18 protein-coding genes are annotated in these 17,458 nt (G+C 66.4%); 10 read left to right on the plus strand and 8 right to left on the minus strand.

Annotated features, from left to right (window positions below):
• The first annotated feature begins 20 nt into the window (after positions 1–20).
• The gene (locus AC0IXR_RS05075; RefSeq protein WP_311276462.1) at positions 21–479 is read left to right on the plus strand and encodes an FUSC family protein; all 459 of its coding nucleotides are present in this window, start codon (positions 21–23) and stop codon (positions 477–479) included.
• 15 nt (positions 480–494) lie between these two features.
• On the opposite strand, the gene AC0IXR_RS05080 is transcribed toward AC0IXR_RS05075, so the two are convergent.
• The 8 genes from AC0IXR_RS05080 to AC0IXR_RS05115 all read right to left on the minus strand — a co-directional run bounded on the left by AC0IXR_RS05080 (position 495) and on the right by AC0IXR_RS05115 (position 9,260).
• Entirely contained in the window at positions 495–1,724 is a 1,230-nt protein-coding gene (locus tag AC0IXR_RS05080; RefSeq protein ID WP_471759915.1) for a molybdopterin molybdotransferase MoeA, read from the minus strand.
• The gene (moaC, locus tag AC0IXR_RS05085; protein WP_471759916.1) at positions 1,721–2,206 is read right to left on the minus strand and encodes a cyclic pyranopterin monophosphate synthase MoaC; all 486 of its coding nucleotides are present in this window, start codon (positions 2,204–2,206) and stop codon (positions 1,721–1,723) included. The genes AC0IXR_RS05080 and moaC overlap by 4 nt, the downstream gene beginning before the upstream one ends.
• Positions 2,203–3,060: an indole-3-glycerol phosphate synthase TrpC gene (trpC, locus tag AC0IXR_RS05090; protein ID WP_471759917.1), complete on the minus strand. Its 858-nt coding sequence runs from the start codon at positions 3,058–3,060 to the stop codon at positions 2,203–2,205. The genes moaC and trpC overlap by 4 nt, the downstream gene beginning before the upstream one ends.
• Positions 3,061–3,071: 11 nt before the next feature.
• Positions 3,072–4,085, minus strand: a complete 1,014-nt coding sequence (trpD, locus tag AC0IXR_RS05095; RefSeq protein WP_471759918.1) for an anthranilate phosphoribosyltransferase — start codon at positions 4,083–4,085, stop codon at positions 3,072–3,074.
• A 34-nt stretch (positions 4,086–4,119) separates the two neighbouring features.
• Positions 4,120–4,734 carry an anthranilate synthase component II gene (locus tag AC0IXR_RS05100; protein ID WP_461224977.1) on the minus strand — a complete coding sequence of 205 codons (615 nt, stop codon included), beginning with the start codon at positions 4,732–4,734 and terminating at the stop codon, positions 4,120–4,122.
• A gap of 76 nt (positions 4,735–4,810) precedes the next feature.
• Positions 4,811–5,731 (minus strand): alpha/beta hydrolase, encoded by a 921-nt coding sequence (locus AC0IXR_RS05105; RefSeq protein WP_471759920.1) that lies wholly within the window; start codon positions 5,729–5,731, stop codon positions 4,811–4,813.
• A 99-nt stretch (positions 5,732–5,830) separates the two neighbouring features.
• Complete coding sequence (trpE, locus tag AC0IXR_RS05110) at positions 5,831–7,351, minus strand: anthranilate synthase component I (protein ID WP_471759921.1); 1,521 nt, start codon at positions 7,349–7,351, stop codon at positions 5,831–5,833.
• Between the two features lie 7 nt (positions 7,352–7,358).
• Positions 7,359–9,260: a peptidylprolyl isomerase gene (locus tag AC0IXR_RS05115; RefSeq protein WP_471759922.1), complete on the minus strand. Its 1,902-nt coding sequence runs from the start codon at positions 9,258–9,260 to the stop codon at positions 7,359–7,361.
• Positions 9,261–9,454: 194 nt separating this feature from the next.
• On the opposite strand from AC0IXR_RS05115, the gene tpiA reads away from it, so the two are divergent.
• From tpiA to AC0IXR_RS05160, 9 genes are all read left to right on the plus strand, one after another.
• Entirely contained in the window at positions 9,455–10,216 is a 762-nt protein-coding gene (tpiA, locus tag AC0IXR_RS05120) for a triose-phosphate isomerase (RefSeq protein ID WP_471759923.1), read from the plus strand.
• 150 nt (positions 10,217–10,366) lie between these two features.
• Positions 10,367–10,750, plus strand: coding sequence for a preprotein translocase subunit SecG (gene secG, locus AC0IXR_RS05125; RefSeq protein WP_056427002.1), 384 nt, complete (start codon positions 10,367–10,369; stop codon positions 10,748–10,750).
• A 159-nt stretch (positions 10,751–10,909) separates the two neighbouring features.
• Complete coding sequence (locus AC0IXR_RS05130) at positions 10,910–12,538, plus strand: CTP synthase (protein ID WP_207412375.1); 1,629 nt, start codon at positions 10,910–10,912, stop codon at positions 12,536–12,538.
• Between the two features lie 16 nt (positions 12,539–12,554).
• Positions 12,555–12,953: a DUF350 domain-containing protein gene (locus AC0IXR_RS05135; RefSeq protein ID WP_056427008.1), complete on the plus strand. Its 399-nt coding sequence runs from the start codon at positions 12,555–12,557 to the stop codon at positions 12,951–12,953.
• Positions 12,954–13,073: 120 nt separating this feature from the next.
• Entirely contained in the window at positions 13,074–13,718 is a 645-nt protein-coding gene (locus tag AC0IXR_RS05140) for a DUF1190 domain-containing protein (protein ID WP_244477892.1), read from the plus strand.
• Positions 13,718–14,887: a glutathionylspermidine synthase family protein gene (locus tag AC0IXR_RS05145; protein WP_471759925.1), complete on the plus strand. Its 1,170-nt coding sequence runs from the start codon at positions 13,718–13,720 to the stop codon at positions 14,885–14,887. Before AC0IXR_RS05140 ends, AC0IXR_RS05145 begins: the two co-directional genes overlap by 1 nt.
• 52 nt (positions 14,888–14,939) lie before the next feature.
• Positions 14,940–15,392 (plus strand): DNA polymerase III subunit chi, encoded by a 453-nt coding sequence (locus AC0IXR_RS05150; protein WP_207412378.1) that lies wholly within the window; start codon positions 14,940–14,942, stop codon positions 15,390–15,392.
• 161 nt (positions 15,393–15,553) lie between these two features.
• Positions 15,554–17,071 (plus strand): S10 family peptidase, encoded by a 1,518-nt coding sequence (locus AC0IXR_RS05155; RefSeq protein ID WP_471760243.1) that lies wholly within the window; start codon positions 15,554–15,556, stop codon positions 17,069–17,071.
• Positions 17,072–17,076: 5 nt separating this feature from the next.
• The gene (locus AC0IXR_RS05160) at positions 17,077–17,451 is read left to right on the plus strand and encodes a hypothetical protein (protein WP_471759926.1); all 375 of its coding nucleotides are present in this window, start codon (positions 17,077–17,079) and stop codon (positions 17,449–17,451) included.
• Positions 17,452–17,458: the final 7 nt, after the last annotated feature.

Raw genomic sequence — 17,458 nt, forward strand, 5'->3', positions numbered from 1 at the left:
GCCGCCTCATCGATGGTTTGGTGCACGGCCTTTTATCCGCTGGCGCGGCGATCATCGCTTATCTGCCGACCCAGGCGCTGAACCAGCGTGAGGGGTTCTGGTCGGCGATCACTGCCATCGCCGTACTCCAGACCGAGTTCCGCGCGACACGGAAAGTCGGGCGGGACCAATTGCTCGGTGCGGCCACGGGGGGCCTCATCGGCCTTGGTATCTGGCTCGGCCTCGGGCAGCATCTGGCTGCCTATGCCCTCGCAGTCATCCTGTCGCTCACGGCCTGCTGGGTGCTGAACGTGGCGAGTGCGGCCCGGCTCGCCGGGATCACCGCGACCATCATCCTGCTCGTCCCCCATGACGGAACGGCGCAGCATATCTTCGGCTCGCGCGTCATGGAGGTGGGCTGGGGCGTCACCGTAGCGATCATCGTCGGCTGGCTCGCCACGCGACTGGCTAGATCGACCCCTGACGTCACCGGAAAATGACGAAACCGGATCTGTTCAGAGCAGCGCTCGATCGAGGCGAATGATCCGGCACGGATCGCCGCGCTTCGCGGCCGGAGCGCCGGGTGGGCGAACCAGCAGCGCTTCAGATTGACCGAGGACCGAGAGCATCGAGGAATCCTGGCGCGTTTCGGCGTACGCCATCGGACGGCCGTCATCCGCGATTTCGATCCGCGCCCGCATATAGTCCTGGCGGATATCGTTGGCCGGCATGTCCGCCCCGAGCAGGGCCGGCTCGCTGCGGTCGGCCCCGGCCTTGGGGTCGCCAAGAAGAGCCCGGATCGCCGGCACGACGAAGAGCAGGCCACAGACTACGGCGGAGACGGGATTACCCGGTAAACCGATGACCATCATCGGACCGAGACGCCCATGCATCAGTGGCTTTCCGGGGCGGAGGGCCACTCGCCAGAAACCAAGTTCCAGCCCCTCGCGATGCAGAGCCGCCTGGACGAGGTCGTGATCACCCACGGAGGCGCCGCCCAGGGTCACCAGGAGGTCTGCTTTCGCGTCCCGCGCCCGGCCCAGTGCGGCTTCGAGGGAGGCGAGGCTGTCTCCGGCAATACCGAGATCGATGGGTTCCGCGCCTGCCTCGCGGGCAAGGCTCGCCACCGCCAATCCATTCGAGGCGACGATCTGGTCCCAGCGGGCCGGTTCTCCCGGCGCCACGAGTTCGTCGCCGGTGGCGAGGATCGCGACCCGAGGCCGGCGGCGAACCTGGAGAGTAGCGTGACCACCCGCGGCCGCGAGGGCAAGCCGGCGCGCATCCAGGCACTCCCCCGCCCGCAGAAGCAGATCGCCGGACCGGAAATCGAGACCGGGAACGCGGATATGGCGCTTGGCGGCGACCGTTTCCTTCGCCGTGACCACATTGTCCGAGACGTCGGCATTCTCCTGAATGAGGATCGTGTCGGCCCCCGTGGGCACTGGAGCCCCCGTGAGAATCCGTACCGTCTCGCCGGGGCCGATCGTACCGGAGAAACCGTGGCCGGCAGCGCTCATGCCGATGAGCGTCAGTTTTGCCGGAACGGCGGCCACATCCTCGGAACGCACCGCATAGCCATCCATAGCGGAGGCGGGGAAGGGCGGCTGGGTCCGTAGGGCGGCCACATCCTCGGCCAGGGTCCGGCCGTAGGCGTCGGCCACCCCCACCATCTCGGCTGCCACCGGCTCGGCGGCACTCGCAAGGATGCGCGCGAGCGCCTCCTCCACCGGAATGAGTTTGCTCACGAAGCGCCCTCGGCCCGGTACGAGCCGGACTTTCCGCCATCCTTGGAGATTAGGTGGATGCCTTCGATCCGCATGGCGCGATCGGCCGCCTTCACCATGTCGTAGATCGTGAGGCAGGCGACCGAGACGGCGGTGAGGGCCTCCATCTCGACGCCGGTCGGACCGATCACCTTGACCTCTGCGGTCACGCGAAGGCCTGGCAGGGAATCGTCCGGCTCGCATTCCACCCGGACCTTGGAGATCAGCAGCGGATGGCACAGCGGGATGAGTTCATGCGTGCGTTTCGACGCCATGATGCCCGCGAGCCTCGCCGTGCCGATCACGTCGCCCTTCTTGGCATCGCCTTCGCGGATCAGCCGCAACGTTTCGGGCAGCATCACCACCACGCCTTCGGCGCGGGCGGTACGGGTGGTGGCGGCTTTGTCGGAGACGTCGACCATATTGGCGGCGCCGGCCGCATCGAGATGCGTGAGGCTGCTCATTTGCCGGCCTTGCCGAAGAGCAGGCGTTTCGTCGCCTTGGTCACGTCCGCTTCGCGCATCAGGCTTTCCCCGACGAGGATCGTCCGAAGTCCACCCTTTTCGAGGCGCAGGACATCGTCGTGCCCGGTGATGCCGCTCTCCGCGACAGCGATACGGTCCTCTGGCACGCCCTTGGCAACGCGGATGGCCGTATCGAACGAGACCTCGAATGTCTTGAGGTCGCGGTTGTTGATGCCCAGCAGCCGGGTGCCGAGCGGAATGGCGCGGGCGAGTTCCTCCTCGTCATGGACCTCGACCAGCACATCCATGCCGAGATCGTGCGCGGTCTCAACGATGGCCAGCGCCTCGTCGTCATCGAGGCACGCCATGATGGCCAGAACGCAATCGGCGCCCCAGGCGCGCGCCTCGAACACCTGGTACGGCTCGAACAGGAAGTCCTTGCGCAGCACCGGCAGCGAACAGGCGTCCCGTGCCTCGGTGAGGTATTCCGGCTTGCCCTGGAAGGAGGGCGCGTCGGTGAGCACCGAGAGACAGGTGGCGCCGCCCGCCTCGTAGGCGGCGGCGAGGGTGGCGGGGTCGAAATCCTCGCGGATCAGGCCCTTGGACGGAGAGGCCTTCTTCACCTCGGCGATGAGGGCGGGACGCCCTTGCGCGATATGGGCGGCGATGGCGTCGGCGAAGGGGCGGACGGGCGCGGCCTTCTCGATGCGCTTCTCGAGCTTGGCGAGGGGGACGCGCAGCTTGGCTTCCGCGATCTCACGGCGCTTGTAGGCCTCGATCCGCGAGAGCACGTCTCGCCGGTCGGTGGTGGCCGGTGCCGCAACCACGTCCGCAATGGGTTTCGCCTCGCTCATCGGGGCCTCTTTCATGTGTTCGAGACCGCCACGAGGCGTGCAAGGGTTGCTCTCGCTGCGCCGTTATCGATCGCGGAAGCGGCACGGGCCACACCTTCGCTCAAGGTCTGCGCGGAACCGGCGACGACGAGGCCGGCCCCCGCATTGAGAACGGCGATGTCGCGATAGGCGTTGCGCTCGCCCGACAGGACGGCATTCAGCGCGTGCGCATTATGGTCGGGATCGCCGCCGCGCAGATCCTCGAGGGTCCAGAGCGGCAGGCCGACGTCGCGCGGATCGATGGTGAAACGGCCGATCCGCCCGTCCTCCAGGGTGACCACCGGCGTCGGCCCGGTGACGGTGATCTCGTCGAGCCCGTCCGACCCGTGCACCGTCCAGACCCGCGTGCTGCCGAGTTGGCCCAATACACGCGTCAGGGGTTCGGCCCAGGCCTCGGTGGAGACGCCCAGAAGCTGGCGCTCGACACCGGCCGGATTCGAGAGCGGCCCCAACAGGTTGAAGATCGTCCGCGTCGGCAATTCGGAGCGCACCGGCGCCACATGGCGCATGGCGCCGTGATGGGTCTGGGCGAACATGAAGCAGAGGCCGGCCTGTGCGAGGCAGCGGGCCAGCCCGTCTGGGTCGAGACCGATTTTCACGCCAAGGGAAACGAGGACATCGGCCGCACCCGAGCGCGAGGTGGCCGCGCGGTTGCCGTGCTTGGCCACCGGCACGCCGCAGGCCGCCGTGAGGATCGCGGCGAGAGTCGAGACGTTGTAGCTGCCGGAATGGTCGCCGCCCGTGCCGACGATGTCGATGGCGCCGGGAACCGGGGCCACGCGCACCATCCGCGCCCGCATGGCCTCCACCGCGCCGACGATCTCGTCCTCGGCTTCGCCACGCACCTTCAGGGCGATGAGGAAGGCGCTGGCCTGGACCGGCGTCACCTCGCCCGAGAGCAGGTCGTCGAAGGCGGCGCGCGCCTCCGCCCGGTCGAGACTCGACCCGGCCGCGACTTTCGCGAGGAGCGGCTTGAAGGTGTCCATGGGTCGGAAGCGTCAATCAAAATCGATCGATGCGTCAATGCACGCCGGACCCGCGCTTGTCACGTCCCGCGTTCCACGCCGCGGCGATGTCGAGGAAGTTGCGCAGGATCTGCGAGCCGTGATGCGAGAGGATGCTCTCCGGGTGGAACTGCACGCCGTGGACAGGCAGCGTCGCGTGTTCCAGCGCCATGATGAGCCCGTCCGCTTCCGCCGTGACGACGAGATCCTGCGGACACCCGCCGCGCTCCACTACGAGCGAGTGATACCGCGTGGCATCGAAGGGGCCGTTCAGCCCGCGAAAGACCCCCGTTGCCCTGTGGGTAATGCTCGAGACTTTGCCATGCATGGGCTTTGGCGCCCGCACCACGTCGCCGCCGAAGGCCTGCCCGATCGCCTGGAGTCCGAGGCAGACTCCGAAGATCGGCACCTCGCCGGAGAGGTCGCGCACCACGTCGAGGCAGATACCGGCCTCGTTGGGCGTGCACGGCCCCGGAGACAGCACCACCGCATCGGGCGCGCGCTCGCGGATCTCGTCGATGGTGACCTGGTCGTTGCGCACGACATCGATCGATCCGCAAAGCGGCCCGATGAGATGGACGAGATTCCAAGTGAAGGAATCGTAGTTGTCGATGACGAGGACGTTGGCCATGATCGCGCTTCTCTTGATCCCCCTCGTGTGACGAGGTGAGCCGAGAGGGTCAAGCGTTCTCGCGCCGCGTCCGCTCTCAGACCCCGATCGTCGGATGCCGGCCGTCGGTTCCGTCCCCCAGATGCGCGCGGATGAAGGCACCGGCGCTCGCCAGCGATTGTCGCCCCTCGGCAAGCTGCGGATAGAACATGTGCCAAGCATGGATCATGTGCGGCCAGACTTGGAGCGTCACGGCGACGTCCGCCGAGGCGGCCACCCCGGCGAGGCGCAGGGAATCGTCCAGCAGGGTCTCGGCGCTGCCGACCTGGATCAGCATCGGCGGCAGTCCGCCGAGGTCGGCGTGAAGCGGCGAGATCAGCGGGGTCGCAGCATTCTTTCCTGCGCAATAGGCCTCCGCGAGTTCCATCAGGTATTCCCGTTGGATCAGGGGATCGACCGCCGCCTTGGTGTCCATGCTGGCACCGGTCATCTCCAGATCGACCCAGGGCGACGTGAGCCAAAGACAGCGCGGAAGCGGCAGACCGGCATCACGCAGCGAGAAGGCCGTCGCGACGGCAAGCCCGCCGCCGGCACTCTCCCCGGACAAGACGATGTTCCGGGGGCTGACACCCGATTCGAGCAGGAAGCGGTAACCCGCCAGGGCGTCGTCGAGGGCCGCTGGAAACGGATGTTCCGGCGCGAGCCGGTAATCCAGCGCCAACGTCCGTGCTCCGGCAGCGCGGCCCGTCTCGGCCATCATGTGCCGGTGACTGTTGAGCGAGCCGGACACGTATCCGCCGCCATGCAGGAACAGGACGACGCGGGTCGGGTCCGCCCCCGGGCTCCCGGTCCATTCGGCCGACACCCCGCCCGCATCGACGGGCACGACCGTCACGTCGGGGGGAACTGGATAATGCGCGCCGAACCCGTCGAGCCGTTCACGGCGCTCGGCGAGATTCGAAGACCGTGGACTGGCGGCGAGAAGATCCCTGATGGCATCGATCTCGGTCCCAGCCATCACGTTCCTCCACCATTGCAACCCGTCGATATACGACCGATTCGATGTCTATCGGCAATCGCGGGCCAAGCGGAAGGACTGCCTTGGTGCGCGGAAGGACTATTGCCCCCGCCGCGCCCGGCTCGCGAACATCACCGCATCCTCCGCGGCGCGGAACAGGGCTTTGGCCTTGTTCACGCATTCCTGCTGTTCGGAGGCCGGATCAGAATCGTAGACGATGCCGGCGCCGGCCTGAACATGCATCCGCCCGTCCTTCACGATGGCGGTGCGCAGCACGATGCAGGTATCCATCTCGCCGCGTGCGCCGAAATAACCGATGCAGCCGCCATAAGGGCCGCGCTTCTCGCGTTCGAGCTCGTCGATGATCTCCATCGCCCTGACCTTCGGCGCGCCGGAGACCGTGCCGGCCGGAAACCCGGCCGAGAGGGCATCGAGTGCGTCGTGGCTCGGATCGAGATCGCCCTCGACATTCGAGACGATGTGCATGACCTGGCTGTAATATTCGAGGAAGAACGACCCTGTTACTGTCACGCTGCCGATGCGCGAGACCCGGCCGACATCGTTGCGGCCGAGATCGAGCAGCATCAGGTGCTCGGAGCGTTCCTTCGGATCGGCCAGCAGTTCCTCGGCCAGTGCCTTGTCCTCGGACGGCGTGGCGCCACGCCGGCGGGTGCCGGCGATGGGGCGGATCGTGACGCGCCCCTCTCGCACCCGCACCAGGATCTCGGGCGACGAGCACACGACCTGGAAATCCTCGAAGTCGAGGTAGCACAGGAAGGGGGCCGGGTTGGTCCGCCGCAGGGACCGGTAGAGGGCGAAGGCCGGCAGCGTGAACGGCGCCTCGAAACGCTGGGACAGTACGACCTGGAAAACGTCACCGGCGACGATGTACTCCTTCGCCCGCGCGACCATGTCGAGATAGGCATCGGGCGTCGTGTTCGAGACCGGCTCGGGATGGGCGATGGTGAGGGGGTCGATCCGCGATTCCACCGGAAGCGGACCTTCCAGGACATCGGCCACGCGCTCCAGACGGGCGAGCGCGCCCTCGTAGGCCGCACGCGCCGAAACCCCTGCGCTCGGGCGCACCGGGCCGACCACGGTGATGATGTCGCGCACGGCATCGAATACCACCATGACGCGCGGCCGGACGAGGATCGCGTCGGGAACGCCAAGGGGATCCGGGTTCGACACCCCGAGCCGCTCCATGGCCCGGACCATGTCGTAGCCGAGATAGCCGAAGAGGCCCGCCGCCATGGGCGGGAGTTCGACATCGTCATCGGCTCCGATGGCGCTCTCGGAGATGAGGGACCGGAGGCTTGCCAGCGGCGATGCGTCGTCGGGTGCGAACACCGACAGGTCGCTGCCCCGTGCGGTCTCCGGCCGGCCGTCGCGACAGCGCCAGGCGAGGTCGGGGTCGAGGCCTATCATCGAGTAGCGGCCGCGCACCGCACCGCCCTCGACGGATTCGAGGAGGAAGGCCGGCCCGGCATGGACCGCCCGCAGCTTGAGGAAAGCCGCGACCGGAGTCTCCAGATCGGCCACCAGGGTCAGGTTGAGGAGGGTCGGCCGCCCTGCCTCGTAGGCCTCCGCGAACGCGGCGTAATCCGGCTCCTGAAACATGGTCGGTTCAGTACTCGCCGCCGATCGCGCGCCGGAACGCCGTCTGGTTGACGGTGATCCCCACGCTTTTCTGAACGTCGGCGATGTACTCGCCGAGGATGTCATCGATGAGGGTCGCCTGGAACCGCTTCGAGATCGCCTCGTCGGAGGGGCTGCCGGACACGAAGGCGGGCATCGTCGCCGCCGTGACCTTGGCGACCACACGCGACTCGCCGGATTCGACCGAGACGGCCTTGTCCACGGGGATGGCGAAGAGGCGATTGACCACGTCGGCCGAGAGGCCGTCCTTGGACTGGCTGCGGGCGATGTCCGTGGAGGTTTGCACCTGCACGCCAACTTCCGCCGCGAGCGTGTCGATGGCCTCGCCCTTGTCCAGACGCTCGGTCAGGCTGCGTGCCTTGTCGGACAGGCGCTTGGCCACCTCGGCAGCGCGCCATTGGGTGGCTGCCTGATCGCGCACCTGGTCGAGGGGTTTGTCATGGGCTTGGTCTATGCCGGTGACGTCGACCCAGACGTAGCCGCCGGACTTCAGGCGAAGCGCCTCGGTGTCGCTCCCGATCTCGGAGCGGAACACGATCGGCAGCGTCGTGTCGCGATCCGGAATGGAATCGACGAGCTTGCCCGACGGGTCGAGTCCCTGGGCGCTCACCGCCGGCACCGTCACGAGGGTGAGGCCCCGCTCCTTGGCGATCTCGGCCAGCGGCTTGCTGTTGGCGCGCTCGTCCTCGATCGTGTCGTGGTCCTTTTCAACGGCGTTCTTGGCGCGCTCGAGAGCGATGGTCTTGCGGATCTCCGGCGCCACGTCGGCGAGGGGCTTGCGTGTCTCGGGTTCGATGGCCGTGACTCGGAGGAGCACGGTGCCGAAGCGACCCTTGACCGGGGCGCTCACGGTGTTCTGGGCAAGCGAGAAGGCGGCCTCTGCGACGGCCGGGTCGAACAGTTCGGCCTTCGTCAGGTTCCCCAGAGACAGTTCCTTCGCGTCCACGCCGCGCGCCAGAGCGACGGCCTCGAACGGCTTTTCGCCGGATTCGATCTCCTTGCGCGCCGCCTCGGCGGAGGCCTCGTCGGGGAACACGATCTGCTGGATCGTGCGCCGCTCCGGCGTGCCGTATTGCGCCTTGGCGAGATCGTAGCGCTTCTGCACATCCTCGTCCGTGACAGCGTCGGGCTTGGCCATCGCCTGCGGATCGAGGGCGAGGAGGGTCACGGCCCGGTAGTCCGGCGCGCGGAATGCGCTCTTGTTCTCGTCGTAGAAGGCCTTCACCTCCTCGTCCGTCGGTGCTGGAATATCACCTGCCACGGAAGGGGGCAGCATCATGAAGGAGGCCGACCGGCGCTCGGTGGTGTAGCGATGCACGGCCTCGCGCAGGGCGGCGGGGACATGAATGTCCGCGGCCACGGCCTCGGCGATCTGGAGCCGTCCGGCGGCGGCGCGCTGGTCGCGCACGAACATCGCCTCGTTGATGCCGGCGCGCTGCAGCGTCTGGAAGAAGAGCGTCTGGTCGAAGGAGCCGTTGGCCCCCTTGAAGGTCGGCTCTTCTTGAATCGCGCGCAATACTGCCGAATCCGGGATGACGAGACCGAGATCCTTGGCCTGCTGGTCGAGGGAGGCCTCGCTGATCAGCTGCGAAAGGACCTGCCGGTCGAGACCGAGGCCCCGGGCCTGTTCGGGAGTCAGGCTGCGCTGAAGCTGGCTCTGATAGCGCTGCAGCTGCAGCTGATAGGCCGAGCGCACCGCCTCCGAAGTGATCTGCGTCTTGCCCACCGTGGCCACGGTCGTGGCGGAGTTCGAGCGGAAGAAATCTTCCACGCCGAAGATCGCGACGCCGGCGATGAGGAAGGTGAAGACCACCGTAAGAATGATCTTGCCGAGCCAATGCTGGCTCGCACTACGCATGTTCTGCAGCATCGGAACGTTCGAAAATCCGTCGTGATGGCGTACCTAAGGCACGCTCCAGGCCGCCCGCGATAGCCCATCCGGTGGCCCCAGCAAAGGCCGGGCGAATCCTCGAGCCCATGTTTGCGCCCGCTAGTCGGCTCTGTTACGGCCCCGCTCACGATCCGGTGAAGCCGGACCAGCAGCATCTGAGCGCGAGGAATACGATGTCGAAGTCGGGACGGCGGCCGCTGATCGCCGGCAACTGGAAGATGAACGGCCTGCGCAGTTCGGTTCCCGTGGTCGAGGCCATCCGCGACGGGCTCTCGCCCGAACTCGCATCCCGGATCGACGTCCTCGTCTGCCCCCCTTCGACGCTGATTTCTTCCTGTGTGGCGGCGGTCTACGGGTCCGCCATCGCCATCGGCGGTCAGAACCTTCATGCCAAGGCCAGCGGCGCCTTCACCGGCAGCATCTCCGCCGAGATGCTGGCCGATCTCGGGGCGAGCTACGTCATCGTCGGGCATTCGGAGCGCCGCGCCTATCACCACGAGACCGACGATGGCGTGCATGCCAAGGCATTGGGTGCCCGCCGCGCCGGACTCTGCGGCATCATCTGCGTCGGCGAGACGCAGGAGGAACGGGAAGAGGGCCGGACGCTCGATATCGTCCGCGCCCAGCTCGCCATCGGCGTCCCCAAGGGGGCGAAGGCCTCCGATACGGTCATCGCCTACGAGCCTGTCTGGGCCATCGGCACCGGCCTGACCCCGACCCCGTCCGACATCGCCGAAGTCCATGCTTCCCTGCGTGAGATGCTCGGACAACTCATCGGCGCGGAAGCCGCCAAGGTCCGTATCCTCTATGGCGGTTCGGTGAAGCCGGGTAACGCCCGCGAATTGATGGCGGTAGAGAATGTGGACGGGGCGCTGGTCGGAGGCGCCAGTCTCGTGGCGTCCGACTTCCTGGGGATAGCGGCCGCCTACTCCTGAAACATTCGCACCCTGGGGCGATGCAGGATTTGGCGTGAGACACCATCTCGTGTAGGAGCCTGCCCTTTGCGGACGTTCCTCGCCGGGCCTCTTCGGGCGCCGGATACGGCCTACGTGGTTCACGGACCAGGAACATCGGACTGAAACGACATGAATGCCGTCCTGATCTCCATTCACCTCATCGTGGTTCTCGCACTCATCGCCGTGGTCCTGCTGCAGCGCTCTGAGGGCGGACTCGGGCTCGGCGGTGGTAGCAGCGGTGGCGGCGTGTCGGGGTTCATGACCGGACGTGGCCAGGCCAACGCCCTCACGCGGGCTACAGCGATCCTGGCGGCCCTGTTCTTCACGACGAGCATGACCCTCGCGGTGATCTCCCACCGGAGCGCCGCGCCGAAGTCGATCCTCGACGGAGCCGCGACGACGCAGCCGGCGGCGCCCAACGGCAATATTCTCGAGACCCTTCGTCCCGGTCAGGGCGCTGGCCAGACCGCGCCGGCTCAGCCTGCCACGCCCGAAGCGCCCCAGTCGCGCTGATCGAAGGTCGATGCGGAATGACGGCTCGGACACCTCTCGCTCCGAACCGTCCCCACCCGGCGTTCCACAGAATCCGAACCGATGCAGCCCTGCCGCCACCAGCGGCGGGGTCGTTTGAAGTTTGTCGAATCATCCACCCTTGTTTATGAGCCGAAGCCCATGACGCGGTACGTATTCATCACCGGCGGCGTGGTCTCCTCGCTCGGCAAGGGCCTCGCATCTGCGGCTCTCGCAGCTCTCCTGCAGGCGCGCGGCCACACGGTCCGCCTGCGCAAACTCGACCCCTACCTGAACGTCGATCCGGGCACGATGAGCCCGACGCAGCACGGCGAGGTCTTCGTTACCGACGACGGTGCGGAGACCGATCTCGACCTCGGCCATTACGAGCGTTTCACCGGTCTTCCGGCGACTAAGGCCGATAACATCACCACCGGTCGCATCTATCTCGACATCATCACGAAGGAGCGGCGCGGCGATTATCTCGGCGCGACGATCCAGGTCATCCCTCACGTCACCAACGCCATCAAAACGTTCGTACTCGACGGCAACGAAGCGTTCGATTTCGTCCTCGTCGAGATCGGCGGCACGGTGGGCGACATCGAGGGCCTTCCGTTTTTCGAGGCGATCCGCCAGCTCGGCCAGGAATTGCCTCGCGGCACTGTCGCCTTCGTCCACCTAACTCTGCTGCCCTACATCCCCTCGGCAGGCGAATTGAAGACCAAGCCGACGCAGCATTCCGTCAAGGAACTCCGCTCCATTGGAATCCAGCCGGACATCCTGCTCTGCCGCTGCGACCGTCCGATTCCGGTGGAAGAGCGGCGCAAGCTCGGTCTGTTCTGCAACGTGCGTGAGACAGCCGTCATCGAGGCGCGCGACGTGGCGTCGATCTATGACGTGCCGCTGTCCTACCGCGAGGCCGGCCTCGACCGTGAGGTGCTCGCGCATTTCGGAATCGAACCGAAGGGCGAACCGGATCTCGTGCGCTGGACGACGATCTCCGAGCGCGTGCGCAATCCCGAAGGCGAGGTCTCCATCGCCATCGTGGGCAAATATACGGGCCTCAAGGACGCCTATAAGTCCCTGTCCGAGGCGCTGACGCATGGCGGCATCGCCAACAATGTGAAGGTGAACCTCGAATGGATCGAATCCGAGGTCTTCGAGCGTGAAGATCCGGCGCCGTTCCTTGAAGGTATCAACGGCATTCTCGTCCCCGGCGGCTTCGGACAGCGCGGCGCAGAGGGTAAGATTCGCGCGGCCCGCTACGCCCGTGAGCGCAAGATCCCATATTTCGGCATCTGTTTCGGCATGCAGATGGCCGTGATCGAAGCGGCTCGCTCCCTGGCCGGGGTCGAGGACGCCAATTCCACGGAGTTCGGGGAGACCGGCGAGCCCGTGGTCGGCCTGCTGACGGAATGGCTCAAGGGCAACGAGCTGGAGCGGCGCGCTGCACAGGGCGATCTCGGCGGCACCATGCGGCTCGGCGCCTACAAGGCGACCCTCGGCGCGGATACCAAGATCGCCGAGATCTACGGCGGCACCGAGATTTCCGAGCGTCACCGGCACCGCTACGAGGTCAACATGGCCTATCGCGAGCGGCTGGAAGCCAAGGGCTTGCGGTTCTCGGGTCTCTCACCGGACGGTCTGCTTCCCGAGACGGTGGAACATGCAGGCCACCCCTGGTTCATCGGCGTGCAGTTCCACCCGGAACTGAAGTCGCGGCCGTTCGAGCCACATCCGCTGTTCAAGAGCTTCATCTCGGCCGCCATCGTCCAGAGCCGGCTGGTCTGAGGGAGGGGCGGGCGCCATGGTCTCGATCTCGGGTCTGCCCGCCTTCATCGCCTATGTTGCGGCGGCGTTCGGCCTCGTGGCGGTCTATCTCGCGGTCTACCTGTCGGCGACGTCCCATCGCGAGATCGCGCTGATCCGCGCCAACAATGCCTCGGCCGCCATCGCGCTGGGCGGAAGCCTCATCGGCTATACGCTGCCGCTCTCGGTGGCGATCTATAACGCTCAATCGATCCTCGACTGCATCGTCTGGGGCCTCGTCGCCCTCATCGTGCAGATCCTGGCCTATTTCGTCGTGCGGCTGATCCTGCCGGACCTCTCGCGGCGCATCGAAGCCGGTGAGATCGCTGCATCCATCCTGCTCGCCGCGTCGTCCCTGGCGGGCGGCATCGTCAACGCGGCATCCATGACTTACTGAGCCGGCGTTCGGGGAAATGTCCCATCGCCGGTTTCAAACGGCCAAGCTCGATCCTACATTCGGGTCTGTGCGGCATCGTGCCGTGAGGGAGCGGATCGTCGAAAGGCGGTCCTCAGTAGGATGCCATCCGAGGCCGATACTCCGACACCCGTAAAGCCGCCGCGCCTCATGCGCTCGCAGACGGTGACCCTCGTCATGCTGGCGGGTGCGGGCGCCGCCGCCTTCGGGCTTGCTCGTCTCGATCCGTCGCAGGACGAAGAATCCGTGCTCGTCTATGCGAATGCGGACGCCTGTATCGCCGGAACCAGGCGAACGGAGGAGGATTGCCGGAGCGAGTACCTGACGGCGCGTGCCGCCTATCCCGAGGTCGCACCGCGTTACGCCACGGTGACCGATTGCGAGGCGCATCACGGCCCATCGCATTGCCTGCCCGGAGACGGCGTCGCCGTGAGTGCTGCCGGACGCTTCGTCCCGAGGATGGCCGGCTACGTCATCGGCAGGCGGATCGATCAGAACCTGCCGCCACAGCCGATCTTCGACCATGCTCCGAATTCGGAAGCGTCCCATAGCGGAAGCGCCGGCCACTCGGGTGGCGCCGGCTATTGCACGAGTTGGGGCGGACGGATCACCACGTCTTCGGGCGGTGCGTCCTCCAGCGCGCGGGTCGCGTCTTCGGCGGTGCGCAAGGTCGCATACGGTGGCTTTGGAAGCACGGGCCGTTCGTTCTCGTCGCACGGCTGGTCGAGCCATGGAAGCGGCGGCTGATGCGGCGCGTGCCCATCGGCGAACGACCGGATTGGCGGGAGACCGCGCGCCGGCATGGTTTCACCTTCCACACCTTCGATGGCGAAGCGTATTGGTCCGAGAGCCACGCCTACGCTTTCAAGCTGGCTGAGATCGAGGACGATCTCGAAGCGCCGAGCACCGAGATCCACGCCCTGTGCCTCGCTTTCGTCGCCGATGCGGTGGAGGACGAGCGGATCCTGGCCTCGCTCGACATTCCTTCCCATGCCTGGGACGCGATCCGCGCGAGCTGGAGGCGGGGAGACCCCTCCCTCTATGGACGCCTGGATTTCTCCTACGGAGGGGCATCCGCCGGGCCGGCAAAGCTCCTCGAATACAATGCCGACACGCCCACAGCCCTCTACGAGTCCGGCGTGTTTCAATGGCTCTGGCTGGAAGAAGGGCTGCGAACCGGCTTGCTCCCCGAGACAGCCGACCAGTTCAATTCCCTTCACGAAAAGCTGATCGCCCGGTTCCGCACGCTTCGCGGTGACGGAGCGATGGCCTTCACCGCTTATGCCGTTGAGCCCGAGGACAGGGGGACGGTGGCGTATCTCGAAGATTGCGCGCGCCAAGCGGGGCTCGCGACCTGCTTCCTCGACCTCTCCGACATCGGACGTGACGAGGACGGACGCTTCGTCGACCGGGTCGATGCGCCGATCCCGCGCCTGTTCAAGCTCTATCCCTGGGAATGGGCCTTCAGCGACGCTTTCGGAAAGGATCTCGGCACCACGACGACCCGGTTCATCGAGCCACCCTGGAAGGCCGTCCTTTCGAACAAGGGATTGCTGGCCCATCTCCATGCGAGAGAGCCCGGCCATCCCAACCTGTTGCCCTCCTTTTTCGAGAACGATTCCCGCAAGGCGTCATTGGGCACCTCCTTCGTCAAGAAGCCGTTGGTTTCACGGGAGGGGGCGAACATCCTCATGCTGCGCGACGGTGCCGTGCTGGCACAGGATCACGGACCCTATGGCGGCGGGCGCTGCGTGCGACAGGCCCTGGCCGAATTGCCGGATTTCGAAGGCCGCCGCCCCGTGATCGGCTCCTGGATCGTAGGCGACGAACCGGCGGGGCTGTGCGTTCGCGAAAGCGCGGGACCGATCACCGGCAATTCAGCCCTGTTCGTCCCTCACTTCATCGAGCCTGGTTGAGAGCGGCAACCCGCCGCTTTCAAATCGGCGGCTTTACCCTATCCTGGTTCCCGTGACCGAAATCCTCTTCTATCATCTCCAGCAGCAGCCTCTCGAGACGGTTCTACCGAACCTCGTGGAGCGATCTCTGGAGCGCAACTGGCGCGCGGCAATCCAGGCATCGGGCGAGGAGCGGCTTCAGGCTCTCGACGATCACCTCTGGACCTATCGCGACGATAGCTTTCTGCCGCATGGGACGGATCGCGATCCGCAAGCGGCGAGCCAGCCCGTCGTCCTGACGCTCCAGGATGGTAATCCCAACGCCGCCGCCATCCGCTTTCTCGTGGACGGCGCCCCACTGCCGCCGGATGCGTCGGACTATCAGCGGATATGCATCCTGTTCGACGGTAACGATCAGGACGCGTTGCTCGGTGCGCGGGCGCAGTGGAAGCAGGCGAAGGAAGCGGGCCATGCCATCGCTTATTGGCAGCAGGACGAATCCGGACGCTGGCAGAAAAAAGCGTGAGCGCTTTGGCCCATCATTGTAGCGAGAATCGCATGAACCGAGGTTCGACCGTCACGGTTTTATGCCGGCCCGGTGGTGTGGCCAAACTGGGCACAATCCCCGCGGGGCTTCGGTCCATTCTGGCAGGCGGCACCAGGCGCCTCGCACTCGTCTTGTCCGCCATGCTCCTCGTCGCCGGGCAGCCCGCCATGGCGCAGTCCCCCCACGGTGCCGACAAGCCTCAGGAGCGGCGGGCCGCCGAACGGGGCCCAGAGGGACGCAAGCTTCCCTCCGACGTCACCACCGAGCACAGTGTCACCCTGCCGGATGGACGCCTTCTTCGCTTTACCGCCACCGCGGGCAGCCTTCCCCTCGTGGATGAGAGCGGAAAACTCCAAGCAGAGATCGCCTTCATCGCCTATCGTCTCGCGGACACGAGCGAAGCGACCCGGCCCGTCACCTTCGCGGTCAACGGCGGTCCCGGCGCGGCATCGGCCTATCTCAATATCGGCGCGATCGGCCCCTGGCGCCTTCCTCTCGACGGCACGAGCATCAGCCCCTCCACGCCGGTGAGCCTCGTCCCCAACGACGGCACTTGGCTCGATTTCACCGATCTCGTCTTCCTCGACCCGGTGGGGACCGGATACAGCCGCGCATCGGACGGCGATGCCAAGCGTTACTGGAGCGTCGACTCGGATGCGTCGGTCCTGTCCTCGGCCATCGCCCGCTGGCTGCGGACGAACGATCGGATCGCGGCATCCAAGTTCTTCGTCGGCGAGAGCTATGGCGGTTTCCGCGGGCCGCTCATCGCGGCAAAGCTGCAGGAGGAGATCGGCATCGGCCTCTCCGGCATGCTTCTCCTGTCACCCGTCCTCGATTTCGCCTGGTTGCAATCGCCGCGCACGACCCCCTGGGGCCACGTGACGAAGTTGCCGTCCTTTGCCGCCGCCGCCATCGAACGAGCCGGTGGCACGCCGAGCCGGAAGGCTCTGGCAGAGACCGAGGCCTATGCCACCGGCGACTATCTCACCGACCTGCTCAAGGGCCCGTCCGACCAAGCGGCGCTGGCCCGGCTCGGCGAAAGGGTCGGAGCCATCACGGGTCTCGATCCGAACTTCGTCCGCCGCCAAGCCGGACGCCTGAGTTCGAACAGCGTCCAACGCGAGATCGGCCAGGAGGAGGGGAGGGTCGCCAGCGCCTACGATACCGGCATCACCGGATGGGATCCGGACCCGGCCGCCACATTCTCGGGCTTCGAGGACCCGCTGCTCACAGCCATGCAGGCGCCGCTGACCAGCGCCATGCTCGAACTCTACGGCACGAAACTGAACTATCGCGTGCCCGATCTTCGCTACGAACTCCTCAACGGTGCGGTCAGCCGAGGGTGGGGCTGGGGCGGCGGACGCATGGCACCGGAATCGCTCGGAGCCCTGCGCGGCGTCATGGCGCTCGATGGTAACCTGCGCGTCCTCGTCGCCCACGGTTTCACCGATCTCGTGACCCCGTACTTCACCTCGAAACTCCTCATCGACCAGTTACCGGCCTTCGGCACGGACAGGCGGATCGACCTCACTGTGTATCCCGGCGGCCATATGTTCTATTCGCGGCCCGATTCGCGTGCGGCCTTTCATAGGGATGCGGCCGAGCTATACGCTGCATCGCTCAAGGCGCGGTCGGGCGCTGCAAAGGACGTGAAGTGAGGAGGATGTCGTCGCGGCTGGGCTTCGCCGCTTGTCTCATGGGTCTCAATATCGTCGGCGCGTGTACGACGAGCGAGCGCGAGGCACCGGCGGCGGTACCGGCGAAGGTTGCCGTCGCACCGCTCCCGTCGCCGTCCGTCACGGGCCCGGTGCTCAACGCCGATGGGACGTGCAGCCAGACCTCCGCAGCCAGCGCGTCCGTGATCGAGCCTGGGATCGGCGAATGCGATCTCGTCCGGTTGAAGGCGAAGCCTGCGACGGACGTGTTGATCGGCGAAGGCCGTTCAGGCCGGGAGGTACAGGTGCTCTACAGCGAGCCGGGAGCGAAGGAGCTGTATTTCTTCGTCAACGGTCGCCTCGACCGGATCGTCAAATCCTGACCGGTCG

It is taken from the genome of Methylobacterium sp. AC832, assembly GCF_979256025.1.